Raw genomic sequence first — 19169 nt, 5'->3', positions numbered from 1 at the left:
ACCAAGCCGCTATTGTACCGTTTTTGTTACAAAAGAATGCCGTTTCTGTAGGTTACTCATTGAAAATGCGATCCATTTCAGGCATATAACAGACATTATTCATTAAATTACTGACAAAAATTCGCAGCGGATCGCCATTGTGGTTGAGCAATCCTGCTCCTGCCAGCGATCCGCAATCCACCCAAGCTTCCAGCCATAGCGCGGGAGCCGCCAACCAGGCGCGAGGAACTATTGTGCATTACCAACCTAAGCAGGATCTGCTCGAACAACGAATTATTCTGGTGACCGGGGCGGGCGACGGCATTGGCCGTGAAGCAGCGCTGACTTACGCTCGCTACGGCGCACAGCTAGTGCTACTTGGCCGCACTGAAAGCAAACTGCAGGCCGTTCAGGCCGAAATTGCCGCCATCTCCAGCGCCCCGACGCATATCGTTACGCTGGATTTGTTACACACCACGCCAGAGCAGTGCCAAACCCTGGCGGCAGACTTGGCCACCAAGGTGCCACGTCTGGACGGCGTATTGCAAAACGCCGGCCTGTTGGGCGACATAGCCCCAATGGCCGAGCTTTCGATGACCATGTGGAACGAAGTGATGCAGGTCAACGTGAATGCCACCTTCATGCTTACCCAGGCGCTGCTGCCGTTGCTGCTGAAATCCAATGCAGGATCGTTGGTGTTCACCAGTTCCAGCGTTGGCCGTACCGGCCGTGCCGGCTGGGGGGCCTATGCCGTTTCCAAGTTTGCTACCGAAGGGATGATGCAGGTATTGGCCGATGAGTATAAAAACCGTAACTTGCGGGTAAATTGCATCAATCCTGGCGGAACTCGCACCAAAATGCGTGCATCTGCATTCCCACAGGAAGATAAAAACAAGCTGAAAACACCGGCCGATATCATGCCGCTCTATCTGTATTTGATGGGCGATGACAGCCGCCGTAAAACCGGCATGAGCTTCGATGCTCAGCCCAACCGTAAACCCGGCGCCGCCGAATAAGGAAGCTTTTAACATGGCTGAAGATCGTCACCAGCAACGCCAGCAACGGCTGAAAGAACAGGTGGATGCCCGCATTGCCGCCGCGCAGGAAACCCGTGGTCTATTGCTGGTCTTTACCGGCAATGGCAAAGGCAAGACCACCGCTGCATTCGGTACCGTCACCCGCGCCGTCGGCCACGGTATGAAGGCTGGAGTGATCCAGTTTATCAAAGGCCAATGGCCCAACGGCGAGAAAAACCTGCTGCAACAGCACGGCGTGGAATTTCAGGTGATGGCAACCGGCTTTACCTGGGAAACTCAGGATCGGGAAAGTGATACCGCCGCCTGTCAGGCCGTCTGGCAACACGGTAAGCGGATGTTGGCCGACAGCAGCCTGGATATGGTGCTGATGGACGAGTTGACCTATATGGTGAGCTACGGCTATTTAGAGCTGGCTGAGCTGCTGGAGGCGCTTGAGCAGCGTCCTGCGCACCAGACGGTGATTATCACTGGGCGTGGCTGTCATCGCGATTTACTGGAGCTGGCGGATACCGTAACGGAGATGCGGCCGGTGAAGCACGCGTTTGAAGCGGGGATCAAGGCTCAGCAGGGCATTGACTGGTAACTGAATAATCCGTGGCCAAGCCAGAAGGCAAGGCCACGGTGATAAATTTAGCTACGCTTGGAAGACTTGGCCGGTTTACCCGGTTTGCTGCTGCCTGGTGCGCCACGACGGCTACCGGGAGCAACCTGGCTGTGACGTTTTACCGCACGGCGGATCTGGTTGGCTTTCACACGGCGGCGATCGCGTTCCACCGGCAGTTTGCTGACGGTTTCCGGTTGCAGTTCCACCAGCTCACGCAGATAGTTGATCGCCTTGAGATCCAGCTCGGTATAACCGCCACGAGGCAGGCCTTTTGGCAGATCGATATCGCCGTAACGTACGCGGATCAAACGGCTTACCTGCACGCCAACGGCTTCCCACAGGCGACGCACCTCACGGTTACGGCCTTCGGTCAGCGTGACGTTGTACCACTGGTTGATCCCTTCGCCACCCTGGAAGGTGATGGTGCGGAATGCCGCTGGGCCATCTTCCAGTTGGACACCTTTGCTCAGTTGCTTGAGCTTTTCGTCGTCGATCTGGCCGAACACGCGCACGGCGTATTCGCGTTCAACTTCGCGGCTTGGGTGCATCAGGCGGTTAGCCAGTTCACCGTCAGTGGTAAACAGCAGCAAGCCTGAGGTATTCACGTCCAAACGCCCTACCGCTACCCAGCGAGAGCCACGCAGTTTTGGCAGGCGATCGAAGACCGTTGGGCGACCTTCTGGATCGCTACGGGTACAGAGTTCGCCTTCCGGCTTGTAATAAGCCAGCACGCGGCAAACCGCTTCTTCGGATTCTTTGATCGAGACAACATGACCGTCCAGACGAATTTTCATCCCGGCGACCACTTCAACGCGGTCGCCCAGTTTGGCGATCTTGCCGTCGACGCTGATGCGACCCGCCTCAATCATGGTTTCTATTTCACGACGCGAGCCATGGCCAGCATTCGCTAATACTTTCTGTAACTTTTCGCTCATTGAGCAACCTCTAATGTCGCCTTCACAGGCGTCGGGGGGACTTTGCCGCCACTCTCACCAAGAGGAGGAGGCCGCAAAGATTAGCACTTGGTCAAAACCAACCGCTTATTATACAGGCTTTATCCCTCCTTGGCACTGACTTCGTCCGGCAGTTTAGCGGAAAGGCGCTGGATCGCCCGCCCCTTCACGGATCACTTCCGGGGAGGATTCGGTCAGGTCGATAACCGTGGTTGGCTGCTGGCCCAGGAAACCGCCGTGGATCACCAGATCCACCTGCTTACCAAGGTGTTCGCTGATCTCTTCCGGATCGGATTCGGCAAAGTCATTGCCTGGCAGCATCAGCGTGGTCGACATCATCGGCTCATTGAGCACTTCCAGCAATGCCAGAGCAATCGGGTTGGATGGCACACGCAGGCCGATGGTTTTACGCTTGTCATTCATCAGGCGGCGAGGGACTTCTTTGGTCGCTTTCAGGATGAAGGTGTAATTGCCCGGCGTATTGTTCTTGATCAGGCGAAACGACGAATTGTCCACATAGGCATAGGTCGACAGCTCGGACAGATCGCGGCACATCAGCGTAAAGTTGTGGTTGCCGTCCAACTGGCGAATACGGCAGATACGCTCCAAGGCCGTCTTCTCTTCAAGTTTGCAGCCCAGCGCATAGCCAGAGTCTGTTGGATAGACGATCACACCGCCCTTGCGCAGCACCTCTACGGCCTGATTGACCAGGCGCGGCTGTGGATTGTCCGGGTGAATATAAAATAGCTGGCTCATCTGTAACTCCTGAAAATGATGCACGCGGACGACAACGCCCGCGTTAAATCAATTTACGTTGCTCTCTTGGGGCTGTGGCCAATCTCGCCACACCGGTTCAACACCGCCGGGTAACCACAGTTTGCGCCCCAACTCAATCCACGAACAGGGCTGATGGAAATCCGAACCCTGAGACGCCAATAATTGATAGTCCTGCGCATATTTAGCCAACACCGTACGCTCATGGGGGGCTTGCTGACACTGCGCCACCTCCATCGCATCGCCGCCATGTTCGGCAAAATAGGCCAGCAGGCGTTTCAGCCATTTTGCCGTCAGATCGTAACGGCCCGGATGCGCCATCACCGCTTGGCCACCGGATTGATGAATGACATCAATGGCTTGTTCTATTGTACACCACTGTGGCGGAACATAGCCGATTTTCCCTTTGGCGAGATACTTCTTGAACACCTGCGCCATGTTGTCGGCCATGCCCTGCTGCACCAGAAAACGAGCAAAATGCCCTCTGGTAACCGCCCCATCCCCCGCCAACTGTTGTGCTCCGGCATAGGCATCGGGAATACGTGCTTTCGCTAACCGAACGCCGATTTCTTGCGCACGTAGATTACGGCGCTCGGTCTGTTCGACCAGCAGTTGTAACAGCGCCGGATGGGTGATATCGAGCCCCAGCCCAACAATGTGGATCTCATGGTTTTCCCACAGCGTAGAAATCTCGACGCCGTTAACCAGCTGCAAGGGCAAGGCAAGATCGGCTATCGCGGCCGCGGCCTCTGCCAATCCATTAGTGGTGTCGTGATCGGTAATAGCCAGCACGCCAACGCGCATCTCAACGGCTCGCTGCACCAATTGTATCGGCGTTAAGTAACCGTCCGAAGCGGTGGTGTGGCTGTGGAGATCGTACAGGGTAAAAGCGGAGGATTGTGGGCTGCTGTCTGTCAAAAGGGATATCCTGCTATGGCTTGGCTTTCTATCATACCCGTTATGGTTGGCCGGACGGAAATCTATTCTGCCGATGGCGCTCCCGCCAGATTAACGATTTCACATTAGCCGCTAACATATTGTGCAAAAAGAGAGTTGACATTGCCCCTTCGTTCCAGTTAACTAGTACACAAGTTCACGGCAATGACCGTGTTGGATGAAAATACAGAGAGCAACATGATGACTAAGCACACTTCTCTTCTTCGCTGGTGGCGTACTTCCCAATCAAGGGTCGAGTAATCACGCATACCTGTCATCTGACACTGCAGATTCCCTAGGCCCGCTCATTACAGCGGGCTTTTTAATGGACAAGATTTGACTGGAACTACCGAAGATGAACATCAAACCACAGCTCAAACTACTCACGGCACAGGCCGGTTACCGCAGCGATCCGACGGCGATTTTTCATCAGCTGTGCGGCGCGCGCCCTGCCACCCTGTTGCTGGACTCGGCGGAAATCAACAGCAAGCAAAACCTGAAAAGCCTGCTGATTGTCGACAGTGCCCTGCGCATTACCGCCTTGGGCCGTAAAGTCAGCCTTCAGGCGCTGACTGCTAACGGCGCAGCCCTGCTGCCACTGTTGGATGAAGCCTTGCCTACCGACGTACAAATCCAGGTTCGCCCTAATGGCCGTGAGCTGACCTTCCCGGCAATTGATACGGTACAAGACGAAGATGCCCGCCTGCGTTCACTGTCAGTGTTTGATGCGTTACGCACGATGCTGACGTTGGTCGATGCTCCTGCCGATGAACGTGAAGCGATGTTGCTCGGCGGCCTGTTTGCCTATGACCTGGTTGCTGGCTTTGAAGACCTGCCAGAGCTGCGCCAAGACCAACGTTGCCCGGACTTCTGTTTCTATCTGGCGGAAACGCTGCTGGTGCTGGATCACCAACGCGGCGTAGCTCGTTTACAAGCCAGCGTATTTAACGGTGACAACGCTGAAACCCTGCGTTTGCAGCAGCGTCTCGAACAGCTTCAGGTGCAATTGCTGCAAACTCCGATCGCCATTCCTCATCAGAAACTGGAAGACATGCAGCTAAGCTGCAATCAGAGCGATGAAGAGTACGGCGCGGTAGTCAGCCAGTTGCAGCAGGCCATCCGCCACGGTGAGATTTTCCAGGTGGTGCCTTCTCGTCGCTTCTCTCTGCCTTGCCCTAACCCGCTGGCGGCTTACCAGACGCTGAAGGAAAACAATCCAAGCCCTTACATGTTCTTTATGCAGGACAACGAGTTCACGCTGTTCGGTGCCTCGCCGGAAAGCGCACTGAAATACGAAGCCACCAGCCGCCAGATCGAAATCTATCCGATCGCCGGTACTCGTCCTCGCGGACGCCGCGCCGACGGTTCGCTGGATCTGGATCTCGACAGCCGTATCGAACTGGAAATGCGTACCGACCATAAAGAGCTGGCGGAACATCTGATGCTGGTCGACCTGGCCCGCAACGATCTGGCCCGCATCTGCGAAGCTGGCAGCCGCTACGTGGCCGATCTGACCAAGGTAGACCGTTACTCATTCGTGATGCACCTGGTTTCCCGCGTGGTCGGCAAGCTACGTAGCGATCTCGACGTGCTGCATGCCTATCAGGCCTGTATGAATATGGGCACGTTGAGCGGTGCACCTAAAGTGCGCGCCATGCAACTGATTGCCGCCTCTGAAGGCACCCGTCGTGGCAGCTACGGCGGCGCAGTGGGTTACTTTACCGCTCACGGCGATCTCGATACCTGTATTGTCATTCGTTCCGCGTATGTTGAGGACGGTGTTGCCACCGTGCAGGCCGGTGCCGGTGTGGTGCTGGATTCCGTTCCGCAGGCAGAAGCCGATGAAACCCGTAACAAGGCACGTGCCGTGCTGCGTGCCATCGCCAGCGCGCACCAGGCCAAGGAGATTTTCTAATGGCCGATATCTTACTGCTCGACAACGTCGACTCCTTTACTTACAACCTGGTCGATCAACTGCGTGCCAGCGGCCATCAGGTCGTAATTTACCGTAACCAGATTGCCGCCGAGATCATCATCGCGCGTCTGCAACAGATGGAGCAGCCTATTTTGATGCTGTCCCCAGGCCCAGGTACTCCAGCCGACGCCGGCTGTATGCCCGAGCTGTTGCAACGCCTGCGCGGCCAGATGCCAATCATCGGTATCTGTCTCGGCCATCAGGCGATTGTGGAAGCCTATGGCGGCCACGTTGGCCAGGCCGGTGAGATCTTGCACGGCAAGGCGTCTTCCATTACTCACGATAACCAGGGGATGTTTGCCGGTATGGCCAACCCGCTGCCGGTCGCCCGCTATCACTCGCTGGTCGGCAGCAATATCCCTGAAGGACTGACCGTCAATGCTCGCTTCGGCGACATGGTGATGGCAGTGCGTCACGATGAACACCGCGTATGTGGTTTCCAATTCCATCCAGAATCCATTCTGACCACCCAAGGCGCGCGTTTGCTTGAGCAGACGCTGGCCTGGGCGCTGGCGAAATAATCAAGGGGAACCGACTATGCAACCTATTCTAGAAAAACTGTATCGCTCGGAGCCGATGAGCCAGGAAGAAAGCCAGCAGTTATTCAGCGCTATCGTGCGCGGTGAGCTGGAACCTAGCCAACTGGCGGCGGCATTGATCAGCATGAAGATCCGCGGTGAGCACCCGGAAGAAATCGCCGGAGCAGCCAAGGCACTCTTGGCCGATGCTTTACCGTTCCCACGCCCGGACTATGCCTTCGCGGATATCGTCGGCACCGGCGGTGACGGCACCAACAGCATCAATATCTCCACGGCCAGCGCCTTTGTCGCCGCGGCCTGTGGGGTCAAGGTAGCCAAGCACGGCAACCGCAGCGTCTCCAGCCGTTCCGGTTCATCCGATCTGTTGGCCGCCTTCGGGATCCGCCTGGATCTGCCCGCGGAAGAATCTCGCAAGGCATTGGATGAACTGGGCGTGTGTTTCCTGTTTGCACCGCAGTATCACACCGGTTTTCGCCATGCGATGCCGGTACGCCAACAGTTGAAGACCCGCACGGTGTTCAACGTACTCGGGCCGTTGATTAACCCGGCTCGCCCACCGTTGGCGTTGATTGGGGTCTATAGTCCGGAGCTGGTGTTGCCAATCGCCAAAACCCTGCGCGTATTGGGTTATCAGCGCGCCGCCGTCGTGCACGGTGGCGGCATGGATGAAGTGGCGATCCACACCACCACTCACGTAGCCGAGCTGAATGACGGCGAAATTGAAAGTTATCAGCTGACGCCTAAATCTTTTGGGTTGGACAGCTACCCGCTGGGCTCTCTGCTGGGCGGGTCGCCGGAAGAAAATCGTGACATTCTGGCAAGGTTGTTACAAGGTAAAGGCGAGCCAGCGCACGCCGCGGCGGTCGCCGCCAACGTCGCACTGTTGCTGAAACTATTCGGACAGGAAGACCTGCGCCAGAACGCGCAGCAGGCATTGGAAATGATCCACAGTGGGCAGGCTTACCAGCGTGTCACTGCTTTGGCAGCAAGAGGATAAATGATGCAGGAAACCGTGCTCAACAAGATTGTTCGTGACAAGGCGCAGTGGGTCGCGGCACGTAAGCAACAACAGCCATTAGCCAGCTTTCAAAACGAAATCGTGCCAAGCGAGCGTAGCTTTTATCATGCGCTACAAGGCGCCAGAACGGCATTTATTCTCGAATGCAAGAAAGCCTCTCCTTCCAAGGGGCTGATCCGCGAGAATTTTGACCCGGTGGAAATCGCCTCGGTGTATAAGGACTTCGCCTCGGCGATCTCGGTGCTGACCGATGAGCAATACTTCCAGGGCAGCTTCGATTTTCTGCCGCTGGTGAGTAAAACCGTGACCCAGCCGGTACTGTGTAAGGACTTTATGATCGACCCTTACCAAATCTATCTGGCACGTCACTACCAGGCCGACGCCATTCTGTTGATGCTGTCAGTGCTCGATGACGAACAGTACCGCCAACTTGCCGCGGTGGCACACAGCCTGAATATGGGCGTGCTGACAGAGGTGATCAGCGAAGAGGAATTACAGCGCGCGGTACAGCTCGAAGCCAAAGTGATTGGCATCAACAACCGCGATCTGCGCGATCTGTCTATCGATCTGGATCGCACCCGTATCCTGGCTCCTAAAGTGCCACATGGCGTGACGGTGATCAGCGAGTCCGGCATCAATAACTATCGCCAGATCCGTGAACTCAGCCGCTATGCCAACGGTTTTCTGATCGGCAGCGCCTTGATGTCGGAAACCAACCTGCGCAGCGCGGTACGCCGCGTGATCCTGGGCGACAACAAGGTCTGCGGCCTGACCCGGCCGCAAGATGCCGCAGCCGCTTATCAGGCAGGTGCCAACTACGGCGGTCTGATCTTCGTTGGCCGTTCCCCGCGTAACGTGGACATTGCCCACGCCAGGGAAGTGATCGCCGGAGCGCCGTTGAAATATGTGGGTGTTTTCTGTGATGCGCCGATCGCTACGGTAGCGCAAACTGCCGAGCTCCTTGGTCTGCATGCAGTGCAACTGCACGGCGCGGAAGACCAGGCTTATATCAACGCCCTGCGCGCCGAGCTGCCAGCCACCTGTCAGATCTGGAAAGCCTTGAGCGTAAAAGACAGCCTACCCGCTCGCGATCTGCAACAGGTCGATCGTTACCTGCTGGATAACGGCGCTGGCGGTACCGGAGTTCGCTTTGACTGGTCAGTGTTGCAGGGCCAAACGCTGGACAACGTGATGCTGGCTGGCGGCCTGAGTGCAGACAACTGCGTAGATGCGGCCCAACTGGGCTGTGCGGGCCTCGATTTCAACTCTGGCGTAGAGAGCCAACCCGGCATCAAAGATGCCGAGCGTCTGGCGGCGGTGTTCCAAACCCTGCGCGCCTACTGATTGCGAACCTCATTTAACGGATAATAACGGGAAAAATAATGACGCTGCTTAACCCTTACTTCGGCGAATTTGGCGGTCAGTACGTGCCGCAAATTTTGATGCCAGCCCTGAAACAACTGGAAGAAGCCTTCGTCAGCGCCCAGCGTGACCCAGAGTTCCAGGCAGAGTTTATCGATCTGCTGAAAAACTACGCGGGTCGCCCGACGGCACTGACGCTGTGCAAAAACCTGACTGCCGGTAGCAAAACCAAGCTCTACCTGAAGCGTGAAGATCTGCTGCACGGCGGTGCCCATAAGACCAACCAGGTATTGGGCCAGGCGCTGCTTGCCAAACGCATGGGCAAAACCGAGATCATCGCGGAAACCGGCGCAGGCCAACACGGTGTGGCCTCTGCGCTGGCCTGCGCCCTGCTCGGTCTGAAATGCCGTATCTACATGGGCGCCAAGGACATCGAACGCCAGTCACCTAACGTATTTCGTATGCGCCTGATGGGAGCAGAGGTGATCCCGGTGCACAGCGGCTCTTCCACGCTGAAAGATGCCTGTAACGAAGCGCTGCGCGACTGGTCTGGCTCTTACGAAAAGGCCCACTACATGCTGGGCACTGCCGCAGGCCCGCACCCGTTCCCGACCATCGTGCGTGAATTCCAACGCATGATCGGCGAAGAAACCAAAGCTCAGGTGCTGGAGCGTGAAGGCCGTCTGCCGGATGCCGTATTGGCCTGCGTTGGCGGCGGTTCCAACGCCATCGGCATGTTTGCCGACTTTATCGATGATACCAGCGTTGGCCTGATCGGCGTTGAACCCGCTGGCCTGGGGATCGAAACCGGCCAGCATGGTGCGCCGCTGAAACATGGCAAGGTAGGGATCTACTTCGGTATGAAATCACCGATGATGCAAACCTCTGAAGGTCAGATCGAGGAGTCTTACTCGATTTCCGCCGGTTTGGACTTCCCTTCCGTTGGCCCGCAGCACGCCTATCTCAACAGCATCGGCCGTGCAGAATACGTGTCGATCACCGATGATGAAGCGCTGGAGGCTTTCAAGGAGCTTTCCCGCCACGAAGGGATTATCCCGGCGTTGGAGTCTTCCCATGCTCTCGCACACGCGTTGAAAATGATCCGTGAAGAGCCGCAGAAAGAACAGATCCTGGTGGTTAACCTGTCCGGCCGCGGCGACAAAGACATATTTACCGTTCACGACATTCTGAAAGCACGGGGAGAAATCTGATGGAACGTTATCAGCAACTGTTCAAACGGTTGGAAAATAATAAAGAAGGCGCCTTTGTGCCGTTTGTCACCCTCGGTGACCCAAACCCGACGCTATCGTTACAGATCATTGATACGCTGGTGGAGAACGGTGCAGATGCCTTGGAGTTGGGGATCCCCTTCTCAGATCCGCTGGCCGATGGCCCAACCATTCAAAGTGCAGCTCTGCGTGCTTTCGCTTCTGGGGTTACGCCAACGCACTGTTTCGAAATGCTGGCGGCGATCCGTCAGAAGCACCCTGATATTCCGATTGGCCTGCTGATGTACGCCAACCTGGTGTTCCACGGCGGTATTGACGCATTTTATCAGCGCTGTGCGCAGGCCGGTGTAGATTCCGTGTTGATCGCGGACGTTCCTTTCGAAGAGTCCGCGCCTTTCCGCGCGGCGGCAACTCGCCACGGTATTGCGCCAATCTATATTTGCCCGCCAAATGCGGATGAAGATTTACTGCGTGAAATCTCGTCCCACGGCCGGGGTTACACTTACCTGCTGTCACGCGCCGGAGTAACCGGAACGGAAAGCCGGGCACAGTTACCGCTGCACCACCTGGTCAATAAGCTGCGCGAGTATCATGCGGCACCACCGCTGCAAGGCTTTGGCATCTCTGAACCATCACAGGTCAAGGATGCGTTGCAAGCCGGGGCCGCCGGGGCAATCTCCGGTTCGGCAATTGTTAAAATCATCGAACAGAATCTGGCTCAACCAGCAGAAATGTTGGCAAAGCTAGGCAAGTTTGTACGTGAAATGAAAGCCGCTACCCGCGTTTAATCTCCCCGCTCTCAATCACCGGATACTACGAAAGTATCCGGTGATAACACTTTGTTTACCCTCAATCTTGCCAAAGATATTTTCGCAAACAATTTGAACAAACCAGCAACCTGCCCCACAATCATATTTGCCGCTAAATATTCAGTGGTTCAGTGCATACGATTTCGTTAGCTGATTGAAATCAGCCTTTAATTTCAACAATAACATATGCAAGGAGAGTCATTTATGAAGCTATTTAAAACCCTTTCGGCGCTGTGCATGGCGGCTATTTTGGCTATGGCAGTTTCTGCCTGTGCTCCAACGGCAAAATCAGAAGGGACTGGCGGCTATATCGACGATACGGTCGTCACTACCAAGGTGAAGTCAGCACTGCTGGCGGATAAAACCATCAAATCAACCGAAATCAGCGTCGAGACCTTTAAAGGCAAGGTTCAGTTAAGCGGTTTCGTCAGCTCTAGCGCCGATGCCAATCGCGCCGTTCAGGTGACTCGCGGCGTGGCGGGTGTTAAATCGGTCGAAAATGATATGCGCATTAAATAACTAAAGAGGGAGGCGCCGAACAGCGCCTCCTTATTGCAGCGTAGCTTAGAAGCGGTAGCCCGCACCAAACATAAACACAAATGGATCCAGACGCGTATCAACGCTCTGATGTTGGTCACCGGCGTCAAAGCGAACCTTGGTCTCGATATTCATCCACCAGACCGACATGTTCAGCATCCAGTGCTCATCCAGGTTGTAATCCAGACCTGCCTGCCCGGCAACACCCCAGGAATTTTTCAGGTCCAGGTTGCTTAAACCTGCATCCTTCCCGTTGTCGTTGAATTTCTCGTCGAAGAACATGGTGTAGTTCACACCAATACCCAGGTATGGACGCAGCTTGTCCTGCTTGTCACCAAAGTAGTACTGCGCCATCAGCGTTGGTGGCAGTTGACGAACTGTTGCAATATCCCCGTTGACCGCTGGGCCACCCAGAGAAACTTTATGGCGGAACGGCGTTGCAGCCAGTAACTCGACGCCGATATTGTCCGTCACCATATAGCCAAAAGTCAGACCCAACTGGGTGTTGTTATTGGCGTTGAACGATCCTTGGCCTAAAACGTTGTCCGAACCTGCATTAGGACGCACTGTTGCAGTCCCTGCACGGAACAGGAAATCACCCGCTTGATGCGCGCTTGCTACCATAGGAGCCATCAGAGCCCCTAACACCACCAGAGTTGTCTTTTTCATTATCCATTCCATTTGTGTGGTTTACAGTCCCGATGAATATACCTATTAACAGGTATTTATGATCCCATCGAGATCACATCTTAAGTGTAAAAATTTAAATTCCCACCAAAAACAAAGCCACCTAAGGTGTTAATAAATCGATAATTGATCTGAATCAATAAACACCTTTTATTGCAAATTATATGCATGTTTACATTTCTGTTACCAAAAAAAGTTGCTAAAAAAAATGCCTCTGCGTAATTTCATCATTCCTGTTGGTTTTGGTTGGGCCGGTAAGGAGTCGGTGGCAATCAAGATGAGCGAAATTCAAAATCCCTGCACCAACTGCGGCGCCTGCTGCGGTTATTTCCGAGTATCATTCTATTGGGCCGAAGCGGAAGATGGCGGCGGCGTGGTACCTATATCCTTAACTGAACCCTTGAGCCCCTTTCTGCGCTGTATGCAGGGAACCAACAGCAAGTCCCCACGCTGCACCTCGCTGGTGGGTGAAATTGGTCAGGCGGTATCCTGTTCGATCTATCCCAATCGCCCTAGGCCCTGCCGCGAATTCGATCAATCCGGGGAAAACGGCCTGCGCAATGAAGCCTGCGATCGGGCCCGTGAGCGCTACGGCCTGCCGCCCTTGCCGGTTCCCCTGCCATTATCATTGTCAGAGACCATAATCGCCCAAGAAATCAGCACAGTGCCATTCGCGGGGTGCCACAGCGGAGCGGAACAAGGTACAATCGCCCACTGATTTAACTATGTTCCCGACGCCAAGGAGTCTGCATGCCAAGCATGCCAATTACGGCCAACACGTTGTACCGTGACAGTTTTAACTTTTTCCGTAATCAGGTTGCCAGCATTGTGCTGTTGGCATTGCTGACCGCATTCATTTCTGTGCTGCTTAATCAGGCGTTTAGCCCCGATATCGAGCAGTTGAAGATCCTGACCGCGACGGAAAGTGATTTGGCCTCCAACGCCGGTGCCGGCATGGGGATCCAGGAAATCATTCAGCAAATGACGCCTGAACAGCAGATGGTGCTGTTGAAAGTCTCCGCCGCCGCCACGATTTCCGCTTTAGTGGGTAACGTGCTGCTGGTAGGGGGTATGTTGACGCTGATCCGTCTGGTTTCTGAAGGCCAGCGTACCAGTGCACTGCGGGCTATCGGGATATCTGCCCCGCTATTGCCGCGGTTACTGTTGCTGCTGTTTGTCTGCACTTTGCTGACCCAGCTTGGCCTGACGCTGTTCGTCGTGCCAGGTGTGATCATGGCGATCTCGTTCTCGTTGGCCCCGGTGATTTCCGTGGCCGATGGGAAAGGCATGTTTGCCTCACTGAAGCTAAGCTGCAAGCTGGCCTTTGCCAACGCGCGGGTGATCGTACCGGCGATGATGCTGTGGTTGGCGGCCAAACTGCTGGTGCTGTTTATGGTCAGCCATTTGTCGGTGTTGACACCACACGTTGCCAGCATAGTGCTGACTGCATTAAGCAACCTGGTTTCTGCCCTGCTGCTGATTTATCTGTTCCGTCTATATATGTTACTGCGGGAAACCGCGCCAGCTGCTGGCGTGTCCTTAGATAAAAGATAAACAGGGTCAGTTGACGTTTAAGGGCACGCTTTTAGCGTGCCCTTTTTATTTACTGTGCCGTGCCCGGTTCGGCCTGTTCCTTGCTTTGTATCAGCTTGAGTGCCAGATAGAGGTCGGGTACCAGGATCAGATCCTTATCGCGCCCCACCTGATTGATACGGAACCAGCGCGTTAACTCGGTGCGCCGTCCGGCCAGCACCAGCTTTACGTTACGCTGTAACAAATCACGTTTTAGCTCATCAATGGCTGCCAGCACGCTGATATCAGCATGGGTAAAACTGGCCACCGCATCCACCACCACCCAACGTGGCTGGAACGGCGTGCTGTCGACCAGATTGAGGATGCGCCGTTTGAAGTAGGCCACGTTAAAATAGGTCAGCGGGGAATTAAAGCGGTACATCATCACGCCCTGCACCGCCTTCACCCCGTTGTTGTTGCCCATTGAGTGGATCATGCCTTCCTCATTGACTCCCAGCAGTTGCTCCGTTGGGCGGAACACGGTGCGGAGAAACTGCATCAGGCCAAGCAATACCGCCAAGCCAATGCCGCTGATCACCCCCACCAGCAGCACACTGACGAAGGTGAAGGCCGCCAGCCTGAACGCCTGGGCATTGCGCTTGCGCAGGATCCAGATGCCTCGAATGTCGATCAACGACCAGGCGGCGTACATCAGCACCACGCCTAATCCGGCCACCGGAATAAATTGCAGCGGCGAAGTCAGGAACAGCAGCACAATGCCAATGACGATGGCGGCAATAATTGATACCAGCTGGCTTTTGCCGCCATTGGCATCGTTTACCGCCGTACGCGAATCGGCTCCGCTGATGGCAAAACCTTGCGACAATGCGGAAACAATATTTACCAGCCCCAGCGCACGGAACTCCGCATCGGCATTAACTTCGTAGCCATTTTTCGCCGCAAAGCTGCGCGCCGTAAGCATCATGCTGACAAAACTGACCACTGCCAGGTTGAGCGCCGGTATCACCATGTCACGCAGTAAGCCCGGCTGAAAATCCGGCCACTGGACGATAGGCAGCATGCCGCTGAAGCCCCCTACGGTAATAATACCGTGCTGCTGCAAATTACCCACCCAGGTGATAAAGGCGACCAGCACGATGGCAAACAACGGCGCAGGCCAATTAGGCCGCAGCTTTTTAACCCCCACCAGCATTGTCAGCGTAAGCAATGAAATGCCCATCGTCGGCCAATCGCTGTGCAGAATGTTGCCGGGCAAGGCATAAATACGTTCAATCAGCTGCGCCGGTGGCGTACCGAACCCCAGCACTTTACCGATCTGATCGACGATGATGGTCACCGCCACGCCATTTAGCAATCCGCTGAGGATTGGGCGGGAAAGTAGGTCTGCCAAGGCACCGAGCCGGAAGCGGCTGGCCAGCAAACACCAAGCTCCCGTCATGGCGGTCATCATGATGGTGAGCTGCCAGTGCAGCTCCATACTTCCTGCAGCAAGCGGAGTCACCACGGCGGCGATCACCGCACAGGTTGCCGCATCCGGCCCAACAATCAACTGCCGCGACGAGCCAAAAATGGCATAGGCGATCATCGGCAAAATACAGGAGTAAAGCCCGACCACCGGACTGACACCGGCCAATTCGGCATAGGCGATCGCCACCGGCAAAGCTACTGCTGCGACCGATAACCCCGCTCGAATATCCGGCTTCAACCAACTGCGTTCATATCCTAACAAATGCGTCAAACCGGGCGTCCACGCCCGCAGAGACTTCCACTGCATAGCTATTTTCCATGGTAAATTATGCGGCTATTATTATGCTTAATATGCGTGGTACACCCAGCGCTTGCAAATAACCGAGGGTAACAATCGTAAGTTTATGCAAATTCTGGCGTTTACAGCAGCAATCTACCGGACGAACACCGATAATCTGCCCTTTAGTGCGATACACAGAACGCGCCAAATCCGGTATAGTCGCCCGATGAACCTATGATGGATTGATTTATGAAGCAGTTTCTTGATTTTCTACCCCTGATTGTCTTTTTTGCCTTTTATAAGCTTTACGATATCTACGTCGCCTCAGGTGCCTTGATCGTCGCTACCGCCCTGGCACTGGTCTTTACCTGGCTGAAATATCGCAAGGTAGAGAAGATGACGCTGATCACCTTTGCCATGGTCGCCGTATTCGGTACCTTGACCCTCGTGTTCCACAACGACCTGTTTATCAAATGGAAGGTCACTGTCATCTACACCCTGTTCGCCCTGGCGTTACTGATCAGTCAACTGATACTGAAAAAGCCGCTGATCCAACGCATGCTGGGTAAAGAGCTGACCCTGCCGGACAGCGTCTGGAACCACCTTAACATTGCCTGGGCCCTGTTCTTCCTGGCCTGCGGCTTGGCCAATATCTATGTGGCATTCTGGATGCCGCAGGACGTTTGGGTTAACTTCAAGGTATTTGGCCTGACCGTGCTGACGCTGGTCTTCACCCTGTTGAGCGGTATCTATATTTACCGTCATATGCCAGAAGAGCAGAAGAAATAATGACCGAGCAACGACCTTTGCCTAGCGGTGAACTGGTACTGCGCACGCTGGCCATGCCGGCAGATACCAATGCCAACGGCGATATTTTTGGCGGCTGGCTGATGTCGCAAATGGACATCGGCGGCGCGATCCTGGCCAAAGAGATAGCCGAAGGGCGCGTGGTGACCGTGCGGGTAGACGGCATGACCTTTCTCAAGCCGGTGGCCGTGGGTGACGTGGTGTGCTGCTATGCCAACTGTATCCGCAGTGGCCGCAGCTCGATTACCATCAATGTGGAAGTCTGGGTCAAGAAGGTGTCTTCTGCCCCGATTGGCCAGCGCTACCGTGCCACGGAAGCGGTCTTTACCTATGTAGCGGTAGATGATGGCGGCAGCCCTCGCGCCCTGCCAGACGGCAAGATGAACTTCCGCGTTGGCGAGTAAGCCTACGCCAGATAGCAAAAAGGTCGCAAATGCGACCTTTTTTATTGCTTACTCAACCGTCGAGCCTTCCATTTTGAAGACGATGGTCTTCGTCAGGTTTTGCGCGGCTTTGGCTTCATAGCGCCATTTACGCATTGCCTGCTTCACTTCACGTTCGAACATATTACGTGGTTCCGCAGACAGAATACGCACGTTTGTAACCCGCCCATCGCTATCGACATCGAACTGAACTTTGACATTGCCTTCAATCTGCAATGCCCGGGCGCGCGGTGGATACATCGGCTTGCCGATGCTCAAGGCTTTTGGCCCCAACTCACGGGAAGTTCCCGGCGCGGGTGCTGATGGTGCCTGTTTAACCGGTGCCTTATCGATCGGCTTGGCTTCGGATTGATTGTCGAACGGCGAAGGTTCACGCGGTTCGGTTTTCTTCACTTCACGCTTGACCGGCTTCTCTACCTTCGGCTTCGGTTTTGGCTTCGGCTTGGGTTTCTCCGGCTCCGGTTTAGGAATGGCTACCGGTACCGGCGGTGGCGGCTCGGGCTCCGGGATCGGTTCTGGCTCAGGCTCAGGTTCTACCTGCGGTTCCGGTTCCGCCGCTGCCGGCGGTGGCGGTTCTGCCAGCGCGGTCATATTCACCATCATGACGCTGATAGGGGCATCTTCCTGTTTCGGCAGCTCCAACACTTCGTTGACGGAAGCGTAGAGCAAGGCGGCCACCAGGGCACTGTGCAAACCAACGGAGAGGACAATTGGCACGGAAATTCGGCGAATAAGGAACATTTTGTTTAGCGGCATAATGATTCTGTTTCCTCTGGTGCGCCAAGTTTAAATGCAAATAGCAATCATATTCAATAACGAAAGACAAACTATCGCTTTAATCGGCATCATTAGGCGCTAAAACCAGCAAACTCATAGGGATATTAACTTTTAATTAGCCTTTTATTGAGCTTTGCATACGTATTGTTAACCAATGTGTTCCCTCACTCGTCAATCGCAGCTCACGCAGCTATCCTCAGCACGGTAATGAATTTTTATCTGGATTGGCATTCCCTTGTCACAGGTTTTGCGCTACTTTGTGATTACCGTTGTATGGCAATGATTTTAAAGGTGAAATATGCTTTATCTGATCTACGCACAAGACGTACCTGGCACGCTGGAACAGCGCATGGCCGTTCGCCCCGCCCATCTGGCTCGCCTGCAGGCACTGCGTGATGAAGGCCGGTTGGTGGTCGCTGGCCCTAACCCGGCTATCGATAGCAACGATCCAGGCCAGGCTGGATTTACCGGTTCTACCGTGATCGCCGAGTTCCCTTCGCTGGAGGTGGCAAAATCCTGGGCAGCACAAGACCCGTACGTGGACGCTGGCGTATACGGCGAAGTCACGGTGAAACCGTTTAAACAGGTATTTTAAGCAAATAAATATCCTCCGGCATAGCCGGAGGTTTTTCATATGCGCCTATAAGGCTCTCTTGCCAGCCGCGCCCTAACAGGCGCATCGCGATCTGACATTTGCATCTATGGATTACTTACGGCCCGTAAACGGGCTACCCGGATAGGGGATCGACAACTGCTCACCCATCTTATCCTCTTCCAGTTGGTGCTTTATGTATTCTTGTATCCTGGTTGTATTTTTACCAACCGTATCAACGTAATACCCTCGACACCAAAACTCCCTGTTACGATATTTGAACTTCAAATCGCCAAACTGCTCATAAAGCATCAGGCTGCTCTTTCCCTTCAGATATCCCATAAAACCCGACACACTCATCTTGGGTGGGATTTCCAGAAGCATATGGATGTGATCCACACAGCATTCCGCCTCCAGAATATTCACGTTCTTCCATTCGCACAGCTTTCTTAAGATGCTGCCAATCGCTTTGCGTTTTTCCCCGTAGAACACCTGTCTTCGGTACTTCGGCGCAAATACTATGTGATATTTACAGTTCCATCGCGTGTGCGCTAAGCTCTTTTCGTCCCTCATTGGGACCCCCTTTTGATTTCTTGTTGAACGTTTGCAGTTGCCAGACCGCAAACTGTTTTAACAAATCAAAAGGGGTTTTTATAACTGGTTCAAAGCTGAAAGCTTTACGGAACCTCCAGCCTAGCTGGAGGTTCAGACTGATGACGAACCCCATTATTTTGATGGGGTTCGTTGTTTTTAGCGACCGTAGGTCGCGATCGCGATATTTTCCCACCACACTGCTTTTTGCTTTTTCTGAGGGCCTCTATGGGGCTCCTG

The 19169-nt window shown here is 54.6% G+C and carries 21 protein-coding genes and 1 other annotated feature; of the genes, 14 read left to right on the top strand and 7 right to left on the bottom strand.

All coding sequences use genetic code 11. From position 1 onward, the window contains the following. Positions 1–233 precede the first annotated feature (233 nt). Together ACMV5I_RS20640 and cobO are read left to right on the top strand one after the other, a co-directional pair. The gene (locus tag ACMV5I_RS20640; RefSeq protein ID WP_024486386.1) at positions 234–995 is read left to right on the top strand and encodes a YciK family oxidoreductase; all 762 of its coding nucleotides are present in this window, start codon (positions 234–236) and stop codon (positions 993–995) included. Between the two features lie 13 nt (positions 996–1008). Then, positions 1009–1599: a cob(I)yrinic acid a,c-diamide adenosyltransferase gene (cobO, locus tag ACMV5I_RS20635; protein WP_024486387.1), complete on the top strand. Its 591-nt coding sequence runs from the start codon at positions 1009–1011 to the stop codon at positions 1597–1599. A gap of 47 nt (positions 1600–1646) precedes the next feature. On the opposite strand, the gene rluB is transcribed toward cobO, so the two are convergent. From rluB to rnm, 3 genes are all read right to left on the bottom strand, one after another. Beyond that, positions 1647–2555: a 23S rRNA pseudouridine(2605) synthase RluB gene (rluB, locus tag ACMV5I_RS20630; RefSeq protein WP_024486388.1), complete on the bottom strand. Its 909-nt coding sequence runs from the start codon at positions 2553–2555 to the stop codon at positions 1647–1649. A 153-nt stretch (positions 2556–2708) separates the two neighbouring features. After that, positions 2709–3329 (bottom strand): L-threonylcarbamoyladenylate synthase, encoded by a 621-nt coding sequence (locus tag ACMV5I_RS20625; RefSeq protein WP_021181255.1) that lies wholly within the window; start codon positions 3327–3329, stop codon positions 2709–2711. Positions 3330–3377: 48 nt separating this feature from the next. Further along, positions 3378–4265 (bottom strand): RNase RNM, encoded by an 888-nt coding sequence (gene rnm, locus ACMV5I_RS20620; protein ID WP_414825180.1) that lies wholly within the window; start codon positions 4263–4265, stop codon positions 3378–3380. 240 nt (positions 4266–4505) lie between these two features. Next, positions 4506–4610: a sequence feature (Trp leader region), on the top strand. 28 nt (positions 4611–4638) lie between these two features. Here rnm and ACMV5I_RS20615 point away from each other — a divergent pair. From ACMV5I_RS20615 to ACMV5I_RS20585, 7 genes are all read left to right on the top strand, one after another. After that, a complete protein-coding gene (locus ACMV5I_RS20615) occupies positions 4639–6198 on the top strand; it encodes an anthranilate synthase component 1 (RefSeq protein ID WP_284121422.1) in 1560 nt (519 codons plus the stop codon). Continuing rightward, positions 6198–6779, top strand: coding sequence for a glutamine amidotransferase-related protein (locus ACMV5I_RS20610; RefSeq protein ID WP_021806581.1), 582 nt, complete (start codon positions 6198–6200; stop codon positions 6777–6779). Before ACMV5I_RS20615 ends, ACMV5I_RS20610 begins: the two co-directional genes overlap by 1 nt. A gap of 16 nt (positions 6780–6795) precedes the next feature. After that, positions 6796–7794 (top strand): anthranilate phosphoribosyltransferase, encoded by a 999-nt coding sequence (gene trpD / locus ACMV5I_RS20605; protein ID WP_414825179.1) that lies wholly within the window; start codon positions 6796–6798, stop codon positions 7792–7794. 3 nt (positions 7795–7797) lie between these two features. Then, on the top strand, positions 7798–9159 hold the full coding sequence (gene trpCF / locus ACMV5I_RS20600; RefSeq protein WP_202727437.1) for a bifunctional indole-3-glycerol-phosphate synthase TrpC/phosphoribosylanthranilate isomerase TrpF: 1362 nt from the start codon (positions 7798–7800) through the stop codon (positions 9157–9159). Positions 9160–9197: 38 nt separating this feature from the next. Then, positions 9198–10388, top strand: a complete 1191-nt coding sequence (gene trpB, locus ACMV5I_RS20595) for a tryptophan synthase subunit beta (RefSeq protein ID WP_024486835.1) — start codon at positions 9198–9200, stop codon at positions 10386–10388. After that, complete coding sequence (trpA, locus tag ACMV5I_RS20590) at positions 10388–11194, top strand: tryptophan synthase subunit alpha (RefSeq protein ID WP_021806584.1); 807 nt, start codon at positions 10388–10390, stop codon at positions 11192–11194. The genes trpB and trpA overlap by 1 nt, the downstream gene beginning before the upstream one ends. 225 nt (positions 11195–11419) lie before the next feature. After that, positions 11420–11734: a BON domain-containing protein gene (locus ACMV5I_RS20585; protein ID WP_024486834.1), complete on the top strand. Its 315-nt coding sequence runs from the start codon at positions 11420–11422 to the stop codon at positions 11732–11734. Between the two features lie 45 nt (positions 11735–11779). Here the strand turns inward: ACMV5I_RS20585 and ompW are convergent, their stop codons facing one another. After that, positions 11780–12421 carry an outer membrane protein OmpW gene (gene ompW, locus ACMV5I_RS20580; RefSeq protein WP_121606986.1) on the bottom strand — a complete coding sequence of 214 codons (642 nt, stop codon included), beginning with the start codon at positions 12419–12421 and terminating at the stop codon, positions 11780–11782. A 295-nt stretch (positions 12422–12716) separates the two neighbouring features. Between ompW and ACMV5I_RS20575 the strand changes: the two genes are divergently transcribed. After that, complete coding sequence (locus ACMV5I_RS20575; protein WP_414825191.1) at positions 12717–13157, top strand: YkgJ family cysteine cluster protein; 441 nt, start codon at positions 12717–12719, stop codon at positions 13155–13157. Between the two features lie 41 nt (positions 13158–13198). Then, a complete protein-coding gene (locus ACMV5I_RS20570) occupies positions 13199–13993 on the top strand; it encodes a YciC family protein (protein WP_121608980.1) in 795 nt (264 codons plus the stop codon). 49 nt (positions 13994–14042) lie between these two features. On the opposite strand, the gene ACMV5I_RS20565 is transcribed toward ACMV5I_RS20570, so the two are convergent. After that, entirely contained in the window at positions 14043–15746 is a 1704-nt protein-coding gene (locus ACMV5I_RS20565; RefSeq protein WP_414825178.1) for a SulP family inorganic anion transporter, read from the bottom strand. A 222-nt stretch (positions 15747–15968) separates the two neighbouring features. Between ACMV5I_RS20565 and ACMV5I_RS20560 the strand changes: the two genes are divergently transcribed. Together ACMV5I_RS20560 and yciA are read left to right on the top strand one after the other, a co-directional pair. After that, positions 15969–16508 (top strand): septation protein A, encoded by a 540-nt coding sequence (locus ACMV5I_RS20560; protein ID WP_021181242.1) that lies wholly within the window; start codon positions 15969–15971, stop codon positions 16506–16508. Continuing rightward, a complete protein-coding gene (yciA, locus tag ACMV5I_RS20555; RefSeq protein ID WP_021181241.1) occupies positions 16508–16930 on the top strand; it encodes an acyl-CoA thioester hydrolase YciA in 423 nt (140 codons plus the stop codon). The genes ACMV5I_RS20560 and yciA overlap by 1 nt, the downstream gene beginning before the upstream one ends. 48 nt (positions 16931–16978) lie before the next feature. Here the strand turns inward: yciA and tonB are convergent, their stop codons facing one another. After that, positions 16979–17725: a TonB system transport protein TonB gene (tonB, locus tag ACMV5I_RS20550; RefSeq protein WP_368443977.1), complete on the bottom strand. Its 747-nt coding sequence runs from the start codon at positions 17723–17725 to the stop codon at positions 16979–16981. Between the two features lie 319 nt (positions 17726–18044). Between tonB and ACMV5I_RS20545 the strand changes: the two genes are divergently transcribed. Next, complete coding sequence (locus tag ACMV5I_RS20545) at positions 18045–18341, top strand: YciI family protein (RefSeq protein ID WP_024486857.1); 297 nt, start codon at positions 18045–18047, stop codon at positions 18339–18341. Between the two features lie 111 nt (positions 18342–18452). On the opposite strand, the gene tnpA is transcribed toward ACMV5I_RS20545, so the two are convergent. Next, positions 18453–18911, bottom strand: coding sequence for an IS200/IS605-like element IS1541B family transposase (tnpA, locus tag ACMV5I_RS20540; protein WP_202811174.1), 459 nt, complete (start codon positions 18909–18911; stop codon positions 18453–18455). Between the last annotated feature and the right edge of the window lie 258 nt (positions 18912–19169).

Source organism: Serratia sp. T13T92 (genome assembly GCF_047530105.1).
GTDB lineage: Bacteria > Pseudomonadota > Gammaproteobacteria > Enterobacterales > Enterobacteriaceae > Chania > Chania fonticola.
This window is presented reverse-complemented; position numbering and strand designations above follow the sequence as displayed.